Here is a 12998-nt window from a genome sequence, read left to right as displayed (position 1 = left end):
TAGCCTTAAGAGGAGAGATCAAATGGCTGATCTGACAACAGAATTTCTGGGTATCAAATCCCCCAACCCGTTCTGGCTGGCCTCTGCGCCGCCGACCGACAAGGAATACAATGTCCGCCGCGCATTCGAGGCCGGCTGGGGCGGCGTGGTCTGGAAGACCCTGGGCGCCGAAGGCCCGCCTGTGGTGAACGTGAACGGCCCGCGCTACGGCGCGATCTGGGGCGCCGACCGCCGCCTGCTGGGCCTCAACAACATCGAGCTGATCACCGACCGCCCCCTGCAGACCAACCTGGAGGAAATCACCCGGGTCAAGAAGGACTACCCGGACCGTGCCGTGATCGTGTCGATCATGGTGCCCTGCGAGGAGCAGGCCTGGAAGGATATCCTGCCGCAGGTCGAGGCCACCGGCGCCGACGGGATCGAGCTGAACTTCGGCTGCCCGCACGGCATGGCCGAGCGCGGCATGGGCTCCGCGGTGGGGCAGGTGCCGGAATACATCCAGATGGTCACCGAGTGGTGCAAGAAATACTACTCCAAGCCGGTTATCGTGAAGCTGACCCCGAATATCACCGATATCCGCAACCCGGCCCGCGCGGCAAATGCGGGCAATGCTGATGCGGTCAGCCTGATCAACACCATCAACTCGATCACTTCGGTGGACCTCGACAGCATGGCGCCGGAGCCGACCATCGGCGGCAAGGGCACCCACGGCGGCTATTGCGGACCGGCGGTGAAGCCGATTGCGCTGAACATGGTGGCGGAAATCGCCCGTGACCCGCAAACCCGCGGCCTGCCGATCTCTGCCATCGGCGGTGTCACCACCTGGCGCGACGCGGCGGAGTTCATGGCGTTGGGCGCGGGCAACGTGCAGGTTTGCACCGCAGCCATGACCTATGGCTTCAACGTGGTGAAGGAGATGATCTCGGGCTTGTCCAACTGGATGGACGAGAAGGGCTACACCTCCACCCAGGACTTCATCGGCATGGCGGTGCCGAATGTGACCGACTGGCAGTATCTGGACCTGAACTTTGTCACTAAGGCGAAGATCAGCCAGGACGACTGCATCAAGTGCGGCCGCTGCTATGCGGCCTGCGAGGACACCTCGCACCAGGCAATCGCGATGAGCGAGGACCGGGTGTTCACCGTCAAGGACGACGAATGCGTCGCCTGCAACCTTTGTGTGAACGTCTGCCCGGTGGAGGGCTGCATCACCATGGAAGAGGTGCCGGCTGGCCAGATCGACGAGCGCACCGGCGAGGTGGTCTCGGGCGAATACGCCAACTGGACCACGCATCCGAACAATCCGTCGGCAACAGCCGCGGAGTAACTGAAACGCGCCCGGGCGGGCGCGCTGTCTCCCCGTTGACTTTACGCCCCGGCTGTCTGGCCGGGGCTTTTTTCATCCGGCTTGGTATTGGAAATAGGCAGGGCGGCGCAGTCCGTGCCGCAGTGTGAGCGCACCGGAAGACTGCGTCAGGTTTTTGGTGTAAGCATCCGCCGGTAAAGGGTTTCCAGGTATAGCGGTGCGGCATCGAACGGGTCTTCGTCGCCCATCAGCGTGCGCACCTGGGCGTCGAAATCGGCGTAGTGCTGGGTCAGCGACCAGATCGAAAACAGCAGGTGCTTGGGATGGGCGCGGTTGATCCGGCCTGCATCCATCCAGCCTTGCAAGAGCTGCGCCTTTTCCTCGACCAGCACGTACAGATCCGAAGCGATCACATCATGCAGCCGCGGTGCGCCTTGAACGATTTCATTGGCATACAGCCGGCTTTCGCGCGGGAAATCCCGGCTCATCTGCAGCTTGCGCTGCACATAGGCGAGGATTTCTTCCAGCGGCTCACCCTCCGGGTTCAAAGCCCGCAGCGGGTCCAGCCAGGTATCCAGCAGCCCGGCCATCAGCTCGTTGAAGATCGCTTCCTTGGACGGGAAGTAGTAGAGCAGGTTCGGCTTGCTGAGCCCGGCCGCCTTGGCGATCTGGTCCACGGTGGAGCCGCGGAAGCCATGGCTGGAGAACACGTCCAGCGCGGCCTCCAGAATGGCGGCGCGATTCTTCTTCTGAATGCGGGTGGGCGCGCGGTCTGCGGGCATGTCCGTCCTGTCTGTTTCTGCCGCACCCGCCAGCGGAAGCGCGGAATTTCACCTATTTCCGGCAAAACAGCCGATTTTTTCAAGAGCCACGCGGCAATTTCTTGACTGGTGGTGAACCCGTGATAGCGTGAGTTTGACCAGTTGGTCAAATCAAAGGCGGGCGCGCAAAGACCACAGCTTTGATGAGACCGGCACTCAAAGCCACCTAACACGGCGCCAAGCCGGACAGCCTGCAAAGACGGGCGCACAGGGAAGGAAGCTGTTGATGACGTCGCTTGGACAGAATCTGAAAATCGATGGTGACAGGCTGTGGGACAGCCTGATGGAGATGGCCAAGATCGGCCCCGGCGTGGCGGGCGGCAACAACCGCCAGACGCTCACCGACGAGGACGGCGAGGGCCGTGCGCTGTTTCAAAAGTGGTGCGAGGAGGCAGGCTGCACCATGGGGCTGGACCAGATGGGCAACATGTTTGCGATGCGTGCAGGCACCGACCCGGACGCGCTGCCGGTCTATGTCGGCTCTCACCTCGATACCCAGCCGACGGGCGGCAAATATGACGGTGTGCTGGGCGTGCTGGCTGGGCTGGAGCTGATCCGCTCGCTCAACGACATGAACATAAAGACCAAGCATCCGATTGTGGCCACCAACTTCACCAACGAGGAAGGCACCCGCTATGCGCCGGCCATGCTGTCGTCGGGCGTGTTCGCCGGCGTGCATACCCAGGACTGGGCCTACGACCGGGAAGATGCAGAGGGCAAGAAATTCGGCGATGAGCTGAAGCGCATCGGCTGGCGCGGCGAGGAGGAAACCGGTGCCCGCAAGATGCATGCCTTCTTTGAGCTGCACATCGAGCAGGGACCGATCCTGGAGGCTGAGGGCAAGGACATCGGTGTGGTGACCCACGGCCAGGGTCTCAGCTGGACGCAGGTGACCATCACAGGCAAGGACGCCCATACCGGTTCCACCCCGATGCCGATGCGGCGCAATGCAGGGCTCGCCATGGCGCGGATCCTGGAGGAGGTGGACGCAATCGCCTGGAGCCACGCGCCCCACGCTGTCGGTGCCGCGGGCCATATCGACGTCTATCCGAATTCGCGCAACGTGATCCCGGGCAAAGTCGTATTTACCGTCGATTTCCGCAGCCCGGATCTGGACGTGATCACCGACATGGAGAACCGGCTGCGCGAGAAGGGCACCCGGATTGCAGAGGCGATGGGGGTCGGGATCGAATTCGAGAAGGTGGGCGGCTTTGACCCGGTGGCCTTTGACGAGGGCTGCGTCAGCGCGGTGCGCAATGCGGCGGACCGTCTCGGCTACTCGCATCTCGATATCATCTCCGGCGCCGGCCATGACGCCTGCTGGATCAACCGGGTGGCGCCGACTGCGATGGTGATGTGCCCCTGCGTTGACGGCCTCAGCCACAACGAGGCTGAGGAGATCAGCAAGGAATGGGCCGAGGCAGGTGCCAATGTGCTGTTCCACGCGGTGGTCGAAACAGCGGAGATCGTTGAATAGGGGGCGCTGCCCCCGCGGCCCCTTGGGCCGCTCCCCCGGAGTGCTTCGGGAAAGATGAAACAAGCTGCGCCAGACAGCGGAAGAGATAAGTGGAGGCGCCAAAATGCGCCCCGATTCAGGGAGTTATAACCATGAGTAAAGTCATCCGAGGCGGCACCATCGTGACCGCCGATCTGACCTACAAGGCCGATGTGCTGATTGAAAACGGGGTCATCACCCAAATCGGCCCGAACCTGAAAGGCGACGAGGAGCTGGACGCCACCGGCTGCTATGTGATGCCGGGCGGGATCGACCCGCACACCCATCTGGAGATGCCCTTCATGGGCACCTACAGTTCCGATGATTTTGAGAGCGGCACCCGCGCCGGGCTGGCCGGCGGCACCACCATGGTGGTGGATTTCGCGCTGCCGAACCCGGGCGAAAGCCTGCTGGACGCGCTGAAGCGCTGGGACAACAAGTCGACCCGCGCCAACTGCGATTATTCCTTCCACATGGCGGTGACCTGGTGGGGCGAGCAGGTTTTTGACGACATCAAGACCGTGATCCAGGAGCGCGGCATCAACACCTTCAAGCACTTCATGGCCTACAAGGGCGCGCTGATGGTGAATGACGATGAGCTTTATGCGTCGTTCAAGCGCCTTTCGGAACTGGGCGGCATCGCGCTTGTGCATGCCGAAAACGGCGATGTGGTGGCGGAGCTGCAGGCCAAGCTGATGGCGGAGGGCAACACCGGACCGGAGGCGCATGCCTATTCCCGCCCGCCGCAGGTGGAGGGCGAGGCGACCAACCGCGCGATCATGATCGCCGATATGGCTGGCGTGCCGCTTTATGTCGTGCATACCTCCTGCGAGGACAGCCACGAGGCCATCCGCCGCGCCCGGATGCAGGGCAAGCGGGTCTGGGGCGAGCCGCTGATCCAGCATCTGACCCTGGATGAGAGCGAGTATTTCAACAAGGACTGGGACCACGCCGCCCGGCGGGTGATGTCGCCGCCGTTCCGCAACAAGCAGCATCAGGATAGCCTTTGGGCCGGTTTGCAGTCAGGCTCCTTGTCTGTCGTGGCGACCGACCACTGCGCCTTTACCACGGAGCAGAAGCGCACTGGCGTCGGGGATTTCACCAAGATCCCGAACGGCACCGGCGGCCTGGAGGACCGGATGCCGATGCTGTGGACCCACGGCGTGGAAACCGGCCGCCTGACCCCGAACGAGTTTGTGGCGGTGACCTCAACAAATATCGCCAAGATCCTGAATTGCTACCCGAAAAAGGGTGCGGTTCTGGTCGGCGCCGATGCCGACCTGGTGGTCTGGGATCCGGAAAAGCGCAAGACGATTTCCGCCGCCAGCCAGCAGTCCTCGATCGACTACAACGTGTTCGAGGGCCATGAGGTGAAGGGCCTGCCGCGCTTTACCCTGACCCGCGGCCATGTGGCGGTGCATGACGGCGAGATCCGCTGCCAGGAGGGCCACGGAAAGTTCGTGTCGCGGGAGCCCAACACCACGGTGAACAAGGCGCTGTCGACCTGGAAAGAGCTGACCGCGCCGCGCCCGGTGGAACGCACCGGCATCCCGGCAACAGGCGTGTAAATCAGGAGCGGGCTGCCGGTAACGGCGGCCCGTTTTCCTGTGTGAAATCAAGGCGAAGATATGAATATGGAACCGACCACCCAGGCAATCCGACCCGAGGCCGCCGCTTCCGCACCAGCCCCCGCAGATTGCGTGATCGAGGCCAGGAACCTGGACCTGACCTTCCAGACCAACGATGGCCCGGTGCACGCGCTGAAGGATGTGAGCCTGGAGATCAACAAGGGCGATTTTGTCTCCTTCATCGGCCCGTCGGGCTGCGGCAAGACCACCTTTCTGCGCTGTATCGCGGCGCTGGAAACACCAACCGGCGGCAGCCTGAGCGTCAACGGCATGACCCCGGATGAGGCGCGGCGCAACCGCGCCTACGGCTATGTGTTCCAGGCGGCGGGGCTGTACCCCTGGCGCACCATCTCCAAGAACATCAAGCTGCCGCTGGAGATCATGGGATACTCCAAGGCGGAGCAGGAAAAGCGCGTCAATCAAGTCCTGGAACTTGTTGAATTGTCGGGCTTTGGCGGCAAGTTCCCCTGGCAGCTGTCGGGAGGTATGCAGCAGCGGGCCAGTATCGCGCGGGCGCTGGCGTTTGATGCCGACATTCTGCTGATGGACGAGCCTTTCGGGGCGCTGGATGAGATCGTGCGCGACCATCTGAATGAGCAGCTCTTGAAGCTGTGGGCGCGGACCAACAAGACCATCGGCTTTGTCACCCACTCGATCCCCGAGGCGGTGTATCTGTCGACCAAGATCGTGGTGATGTCGCCGCGGCCGGGCCGGATCCATGATGTGATCGACAGCACGCTCCCCAAGGAGCGGCCGCTGGATATCCGCGACAGTCCGGAGTTCATCGAGATCGCCCACCGGGTGCGCGAAGGCCTCAGGGCGGGGCATGGCGATGACTGATCTCGGCTTGCAAAACCAGGGGGCGGCATCCGTGCACTGCCTGTGCACCCCCTGTGCATCGGGCAGCTGCCGGATAGGGGGGGCAGTTGCAGATGGATGAGAAAAATCAAAATGCGACGGGGGGTGAACCTGAGGCTTGGGCGGGAGAGGAAACCAAGCGGGCGCGTCAAAGAAAGATCTGGATCTTGGGTTTCCGGTTTCTAGGTATGGCTATGGGCGGGTTAGTGACAGTGTCGAATTACACGAGCGGCGAAGTCGTCCGTTCGGTCGTATTCGGGTTACTGACAGCTATTTTCGCACATAAGTTCTTTAAGACACTGAAGGAATTGAGAAAGGAGGCGCAGCCATGAAAAGCCTCCTTGCCGTCCTCACCGTCCTCGCCGCCATCATTGCCCTTTGGTACGCAGCCTGCGTGCCGATGAACATCAAGGGTGTCCTGGACGCGGCCGAACGGGCGGGGGCCGAAGTTACCCCGGCCACACCCAAGGCACGCCGGGACATGAGCGAGTTCAGTCTGGTGGCGCAGAACACATTTGCCATCGGCGACACCTGGGTGCAGGATCGCCCGCGTCTGCCCGCGCCGCATCAGGTGGCGGTGGAGCTGTGGGAGACCACGGTGGAGAAGAAGATCACCTCCAAGCGCAGCCTGATCTATCACGGGCAGGTGACGCTGAGCGCCACTTTGCTGGGCTTTGCCATCGGCACCGGGCTGGGCATTCTGCTGGCGGTGGGGATTGTGCATAGCCGGGTGATGGACATGTCGGTGATGCCCTGGGCGATTGTCAGCCAGACCATCCCGATTATCGCGCTGGCGCCGATGATCATCGTGGTGCTCTATTCCATCGGGGTGCAGGGGATCATCCCCAAGGCGGTGATCTCGGCCTACCTCAGCTTCTTCCCGGTGGTTGTCGGCATGGTGAAAGGACTGCGTGCGCCGGATGCGATGCAGCTGGATCTTTTGAAGACCTATAATGCCAATACGAACCAGGGTTTCTGGAAGCTGCGGCTGCCGTCCTCGATGCCCTACCTGTTTGCGTCGCTGAAGATCGGCATTGCCGCCTCGCTGGTCGGCGCCATCGTGGGTGAACTGCCGACCGGGGCGGTTGCGGGCCTTGGCGCGCGGCTGCTGGCGGGCAGCTATTACGGGCAGACCGTGCAGATCTGGTCGGCGCTGTTTGCCGCGGCGATTCTGGCGGCGGCGCTGGTGGCGCTGTTGGGGCTGGTTGAGAAACTGGTGCTGAACCGGATGGGGGTGCGGGCATGATACTGGTGATCCTTGCAATCCTTGTCTGGTGTTTGGGCTGGTGGCTGAACAGCCGGCTGGCAAACAGCCCGGCCTCGAAAACCCGCGCGGTGCAGCTGCTGGTGCCGGCCATCTTCGGCATTACCGTGCTGGTGGTCTGGGAGCTGCTGGTCAGGGGGCTGGCCGTCTCGCTGGTGATCCTGCCGGCGCCGTCGGTGATTGCGGCGCGCTTTGCCTCCAGCCTGCCGATCCTGTGGGAGGATTTTGCCCAGACCATCCTGAAAGGCGCGCTTGGCGGCTATGTGATCGGCTGCGGCGCGGCGTTCCTAACCGCGATCCTGGTGGACCGCAGCGATTTCCTGCGCCGCGGGCTGCTGCCGGTCGGGAACTTCGTCGCGGCGCTGCCGATTGTCGGCACCGCGCCGATCCTGGTGATGTGGTTCGGGTTCGACTGGCACTCGAAGGCCGCGGTGGTTGTGGTCATGGTGTTCTTCCCGATGCTGGTGAACACTGTGGCAGGCCTGCGCGAGACCTCGGCCATGCAGCGGGATCTTATGCAGACCTATGCGGCGACCTACTGGCAGAGCTTCTTCAAGCTGCGGCTGCCGGCGGCGCTGCCGTTTGTGTTCAACGGTCTCAAGATCTCCACCACCCTGGCGCTCATTGGCGCAATCGTCGCGGAGTTTTTCGGCTCGCCCACCGTTGGCATGGGCTTCCGCATTTCCACCAGTGTCGGCCAGCTGGCGCTGGATATGGTCTGGGCGGAAATCGTGGTGGCGGCGCTGGCGGGATCGGCCTTTTACGGGCTGGTGGCGCTGATCGAGAAGAGCTTTACCTTCTGGCACCCGTCACAGCGGGGCTGAAAGTTGAACCGTCCCGCTGATTGCGGGGCGGTTTTTGCGGAAATCTTGCGCGGGGTGTCGACAAAGGCCGGCCTTATAAAGAAAAAACTTTGAACGAATGGTCAAACCCGGGCAAGCTTCACACCATAATCAATAGGGAGAACGAGACATGAAACATCTGATGACGGCGGCAGCGCTGGCACTGGGCACCTCGGGGGCGGCGCAGGCGGCGGATGACGTGACGCTGCAGCTGAAATGGGTGACCCAGGCGCAGTTCGCAGGCTACTACGTGGCGCTGGACAAGGGGTTCTACGAGGAAGAGGACCTGAACGTCACCATCCTGCCGGGCGGCCCCGACATTGCGCCGACCCAGGTGATTGCCGGCGGCGGCGCTGACGTGACGGTGGAATGGATGCCCGCGGCGCTGGCAGCGCGCGAAAAGGGCCTGCCACTGGTCAATATCGCCCAGCCGTTCAAATCCTCCGGCATGATGCTGACCTGCTGGAAGGATGCCGGCATCGAAAGCCCGGAAGACCTGAAAAACCGCACCCTGGGAGTCTGGTTCTTCGGCAATGAGTTCCCCTTCATGAGCTGGATGAGCCAGCTGGGCATCGACACCGATGGCAAGGACGAAAACGGTGTCGAGGTGCTGAAGCAGGGCTTCAATGTCGATCCGCTGCTGCAGCGCCAGGCGGACTGCATTTCGACCATGACCTACAATGAATACTGGCAGGTTATCGACGCCGGTGTCAGCCCGGATGAGCTGGTTACCTTCAAGTATGAGGACCAGGGCGTGGCGACGCTGGAGGACGGCCTGTACGTGCTTGAGGAAAACTTGGGCGACGAGGCTTTCGCGGACAAGATGCAGCGCTTTGTTCGGGCGTCGATGAAAGGCTGGAAATACGCCGAGGAGAACCCGGATGAGGCGGCAGAGATCGTGCTGGACAACGATGCCTCCGGCGCACAGACCGAGACCCACCAGAAGCGGATGATGGGCGAGATTGCCAAGCTGACCGCAGGCAGCAACGGCGCGCTGGACGAAGCGGATTACCAGCGCACCGTGTCGACCCTGATGGGCGGCGGCTCTGACCCGGTGATCACCAAGCAGCCGGAAGGCGCCTGGACCCATGCCATCACCGATGCGGCGCTGAAGTAAGGCAACGCGCCTGCCGAAAGGCTTGCAGCCCCGCCGGATCCGGTCCGGCGGGGTTTTGCGTGGCATGCCTGCGGTTCTGTTAAAATTGCAACAAAAAGGCTGTGCGGAGAAAAACTCCCTAAGGTTGTATAGTTTTGTGTTAACCTTCCTTTATGGGAGAGGTGTGTGGACATATCTCTGAACGGCAAGGGCCTGTTGGCTGCGCACCGCAGCATCTGTGCCTTTGCGCTCAGCCGGAGGCCGCCGAATGCCGGTCCAGGTATGCGGTCAAGGGGCGGTCCGCCTTGCTGGATGTGGCCAGCAGGAGCAGTGCCCTGCCGCTGATGGCGCTGTGCCAGGCCGCGCACGGGCGCAAGCTGGAAACGGGCCGGGCGCAGATCCTGGTGCTGTATGAGCTCGAGCCGCCGGGGCTGGCAGAGTCCTGCACTGCGCACAGCGATGTGGTTCCGGCAGCGGTCTGCCGCCTGGACAAGATCACCCATGCCGACCTGCTGCATGCGCTGGCCTGCGGTTTCGACGTTGTCTACCTGCAGGCCTGCACCGCGCCGCAGGGGCAGGAGGCGCAGCGGCTGGAAGTGGACCTGGTGCGGGCCTTGGGGGGCTTGGGCCGGATCCTGCTGTTCAACGGTGCCGCCGGGGTGGACCGGCGTCTGGCGGCGCGGCTGCTGCCGTTTCCCGCGGTTGCGCCGGAGGTGCTGGCGGTGGGCAGCCGGCGGGACACCGCGCGGGCCAGTGCGGCGGCGCTGCTGCCTGCCAGCACCGGCCATGCCGCCCTGCCGGAACAGGCGCCTTACGGGGCTGTCAGCCTGGATGAGGCCCTGTGCAACAACTGCAGCAGCTGTGTCTGGGTCTGTCCCTCGGACGCGCTGAGCCTGACTGAGAACGGCGGCGCGCTGACCTTTGTGGAGTCGCTATGCACGCAGTGCGGGCTGTGCGTTTCGGTTTGCCCGCAGCGGGCGCTGAGCATGACGCCCGGCATGGATCTGACCGCCTATGCGGTGCTGCCGCATCAGCTGTCCGGGGAAGACGGGCACATGGCCGGCCCGTCCGCCGTCGGGATTGCCGGGGACGAGGCGCCGGCCGGGCCGCATCCTGCCCCCGAAGACGGCTTGCCCTTTGCGGAGGCGGCGGTCAGCCCTGTTCCAGAAAGCCGCCATACTGGCCGCGCTTGAAGATCAGCCCCTTGCCCGGTCGGGTGGTGACACGCGCCACCTCTCCGATGACGATGGTGTGGTCGCCCGCAGGATGGGCGGCATAGCGGCGGCAGTCGAAACGGGCAATCACCCCCTCCAGCGCCGGCGCGCCCAGTTCGTTGGGCTGCCAGGCCGCGGCGCTGAAATCCTCGCCGAAGGCGGCAAAATGCTTGGAAAGGCCCAGCTGGTCCTCTGCCATCACATGAATCGCGAAATTGTCGGCCGCGACAAAGGCGTCGTGGCGCAGCGAGGCTTTGGCCGGGCACCACAGCATCAAGGGCGGGTCCAGCGAGACCGAGGTGAAACTGTTGACGGTAATGGCCAGCGGGCCGCGTTCTGTCCGGGTGGTGACAACGGTCACCCCGGTGCCAAAGCAGCCGAGCGCATCGCGGTAGGCCCGGGCGGTGTCCGGCCCGGGAATAAAGCTGGTGTCGGCCATTTCGCGCGCCTTTTGTTCGTTCCGGGCCGTGACCTGCCACGCATGGCCCCGATTGTCTAGCCTCGGTTCTGCCCCTAGTTCATGTCCTCAATGAGGCGGCCATGCTTGCGGGTCTGTTCCAGCACCGCGCCGAAAGTCGTGAGCCCGCGGGCCTCCAGCATCGGCAGCATCCTGCAGAACACCTCCGCGGTGGCGCGGGCATCCCCCATGGCGGTGTGGCGCAGGGCAGGCGGGATGGTGACATCCAGCCGGTCGCAAAGCGCATCCAGCGTGTGGCTCTGGGAAGCGCCGAACAGCACCGCGCTCAGCAGCACCGTGTCCAGCACCGGCTGGTCCCAGGTGACGCCGGTGCGTTTGGCGTGGCGGTGCAGAAACGCCATGTCGAAGGGGGCGTTATGGGCCACGATCACTGCGTCGGAGGCAAAGCGGTGGAAGTCGCGGGCGGCGTTGGCAATGCCGGGACGCCCCCGCACCATGGTATCGGTGATGCCGTGCACCTTGGTCGAGGCGGCCGGAATGGGGCGGCCCGGGTTCACCAGGGTTTCAAAGGCTTCGCTTTCGATGATCCGCCCGCGCACCACCCGCAGGGCGCCAATCTGCACGATCTCGTCCTTGTGCGGCAGCAGGCCGGTGGTCTCGGTGTCGAACACCACATAGCTGAGGCTGGAGAGCTTGCGGCCGTTCAGCTCTGCGTGTTCGGTTTCCAGCAGCGCAAAGTCATAGACCAGCGGGCGGTCTTCCTCCGGGGCGAGGTCGGCATGGGCGCCCTCGAACAAGATGATATAGCCCGGCGCGCCGCCAAGGGGTTTCAGGCGCAGTTCGAACACCTGGCTGCCGCTGGCGCTTTTGACTTCCGCCTCAACCTCCTTGCCGCTGCGCACCAGACGGCCGTAGGCCGCCTCCAGCCCGGTCAGGTCCAGGTAATCCGACAGCGGCGCATTCAGCCGCGGCGGCGCTTCTTCCGCCAGCACCGCGGCGGCCTGGCCGTCATAAAGCACGATCTGATGCGCGGGGCTGGCCATCACGGTGGCAACCGGAATGTCGGTCAGCAGCGCCGCCAGCCGGGTTTTCTCCGCCTCAAGCTGCTCCGTCTCGCGGGCGATCGCCTCTGCCGCGTCCAGCGCCGAGGCGCCCAGCTTTCCGGCCAGCCCTTCCGCGGCTGCGGCCAGATCGCCCAGGTAGCGGGCGCCGTGGGTGTCCAGCTCCTTGCTGACACCGGCATGCGTGCGGGCGCGCATGCCGGCGGCCAGCCGCTCGATCGGCTTGGCGACGTTTTCGTCGAACAGCAGCCAGACCGCGGCGCAGAGGCCAAGAATGGCGAAGGCGCTGAGCAGGCCGGAGAAGATGAAGGCATCCATCAGCTCGGGCTGGCCCGCGCGGTTGTAGCCGGCCCAGAGCGCGCCGGCAGTGACCGCGGTGCCGCCAAGCGCCAGCAGGCAGAAGAACAGGAAGATCCGCAGCCGCAGTGACAAGCGTGTGTGCATGGCTATCCTCCGCAGGCAGTGGTCAGAATGGCATCATCGGCCGCCGCTGCCACCCAGTCCAGCCCCTTGGGCAGCCCGTCGCCGGAAAACGCGGCTGTGCCTCCGGCCAGCGCCCGCTGCCACTTGCCGCAGTCCAGCACCGCGGCCTGTTTGCTGACCGGCGCCCAGCGGCCGAAGAAGTAGAGATCAGCCAGGAAAACCTGCGGGTGCGCCGGGTGGCTTTTCATTGTGGCGGTATCAACCGCGGCGAAACGGTCCACGTAAGGAACAACCTGGGTCCAGGGGCGGTAGAGGCTGCGGTTTTCGACGGTTTCCGCCACCATCAGGCCTTCGGGCAGGGCGGCTTTGGTGCGGCTGTACCAGCCGTACTCCGAGGCGATGGTGACGCCGATCATCGCCAGGCCCGCCGCCACCGGCGCCATCCAGCGCGGCAGCCGCCCCTTCAGCGTCCGGTTCAGCAGCATCACCACGCCGGCCGCGGCGATGCCCGCAAAAATCACCGCAATCAGTTCCAGAAACATATGCTCTCCCCGCAGGCCTCCGGCCTTTTC

General features: G+C 64.0%; 13 protein-coding genes. 9 read left to right on the top strand and 4 right to left on the bottom strand.

What is annotated here, in order from left to right:
* Nucleotides 1–22 precede the first annotated feature (22 nt).
* Complete coding sequence (gene preA / locus AB1A62_RS12125; protein ID WP_366661734.1) at nt 23–1327, top strand: NAD-dependent dihydropyrimidine dehydrogenase subunit PreA; 1305 nt, start codon at nt 23–25, stop codon at nt 1325–1327.
* A 146-nt stretch (nt 1328–1473) separates the two neighbouring features.
* Here the strand turns inward: preA and AB1A62_RS12120 are convergent, their stop codons facing one another.
* On the bottom strand, nt 1474–2088 hold the full coding sequence (locus AB1A62_RS12120) for a TetR family transcriptional regulator C-terminal domain-containing protein (RefSeq protein ID WP_366661733.1): 615 nt from the start codon (nt 2086–2088) through the stop codon (nt 1474–1476).
* Between the two features lie 265 nt (nt 2089–2353).
* On the opposite strand from AB1A62_RS12120, the gene AB1A62_RS12115 reads away from it, so the two are divergent.
* From AB1A62_RS12115 to AB1A62_RS12080, 8 genes are all read left to right on the top strand, one after another.
* On the top strand, nt 2354–3604 hold the full coding sequence (locus AB1A62_RS12115) for a Zn-dependent hydrolase (protein ID WP_366661732.1): 1251 nt from the start codon (nt 2354–2356) through the stop codon (nt 3602–3604).
* A 131-nt stretch (nt 3605–3735) separates the two neighbouring features.
* On the top strand, nt 3736–5190 hold the full coding sequence (hydA, locus tag AB1A62_RS12110; protein ID WP_366661731.1) for a dihydropyrimidinase: 1455 nt from the start codon (nt 3736–3738) through the stop codon (nt 5188–5190).
* 60 nt (nt 5191–5250) lie between these two features.
* The gene (locus tag AB1A62_RS12105; protein ID WP_366661730.1) at nt 5251–6090 is read left to right on the top strand and encodes an ABC transporter ATP-binding protein; all 840 of its coding nucleotides are present in this window, start codon (nt 5251–5253) and stop codon (nt 6088–6090) included.
* Between the two features lie 92 nt (nt 6091–6182).
* A complete protein-coding gene (locus AB1A62_RS12100) occupies nt 6183–6440 on the top strand; it encodes a hypothetical protein (RefSeq protein WP_366661729.1) in 258 nt (85 codons plus the stop codon).
* Nucleotides 6437–7354 (top strand): ABC transporter permease, encoded by a 918-nt coding sequence (locus AB1A62_RS12095; protein WP_366661728.1) that lies wholly within the window; start codon nt 6437–6439, stop codon nt 7352–7354. The genes AB1A62_RS12100 and AB1A62_RS12095 overlap by 4 nt, the downstream gene beginning before the upstream one ends.
* Entirely contained in the window at nt 7351–8196 is an 846-nt protein-coding gene (locus tag AB1A62_RS12090; RefSeq protein WP_366661727.1) for an ABC transporter permease, read from the top strand. Before AB1A62_RS12095 ends, AB1A62_RS12090 begins: the two co-directional genes overlap by 4 nt.
* Nucleotides 8197–8344: 148 nt before the next feature.
* Complete coding sequence (locus tag AB1A62_RS12085) at nt 8345–9331, top strand: ABC transporter substrate-binding protein (protein ID WP_366661726.1); 987 nt, start codon at nt 8345–8347, stop codon at nt 9329–9331.
* A gap of 293 nt (nt 9332–9624) precedes the next feature.
* The gene (locus AB1A62_RS12080) at nt 9625–10503 is read left to right on the top strand and encodes a 4Fe-4S binding protein (RefSeq protein WP_366661784.1); all 879 of its coding nucleotides are present in this window, start codon (nt 9625–9627) and stop codon (nt 10501–10503) included.
* Here the strand turns inward: AB1A62_RS12080 and AB1A62_RS12075 are convergent.
* The 3 genes from AB1A62_RS12075 to AB1A62_RS12065 form a co-directional block, all read right to left on the bottom strand.
* Nucleotides 10463–10963: a flavin reductase family protein gene (locus AB1A62_RS12075; protein ID WP_366661725.1), complete on the bottom strand. Its 501-nt coding sequence runs from the start codon at nt 10961–10963 to the stop codon at nt 10463–10465. The two genes, AB1A62_RS12080 and AB1A62_RS12075, sit on opposite strands and share 41 nt — an antisense overlap.
* Before the next feature lie 74 nt (nt 10964–11037).
* Complete coding sequence (locus tag AB1A62_RS12070; RefSeq protein ID WP_366661724.1) at nt 11038–12447, bottom strand: 3'-5' exonuclease; 1410 nt, start codon at nt 12445–12447, stop codon at nt 11038–11040.
* Nucleotides 12448–12449: 2 nt separating this feature from the next.
* Entirely contained in the window at nt 12450–12968 is a 519-nt protein-coding gene (locus AB1A62_RS12065; RefSeq protein ID WP_366661723.1) for a hypothetical protein, read from the bottom strand.
* Nucleotides 12969–12998: the final 30 nt, after the last annotated feature.

Source organism: Leisingera sp. JC11 (genome assembly GCF_040704725.1).
Classification (GTDB): Bacteria; Pseudomonadota; Alphaproteobacteria; order Rhodobacterales; family Rhodobacteraceae; genus Leisingera.
Note: the sequence above shows the minus strand (reverse complement) of the source record. Positions and strands in the feature narration are given on the sequence as shown.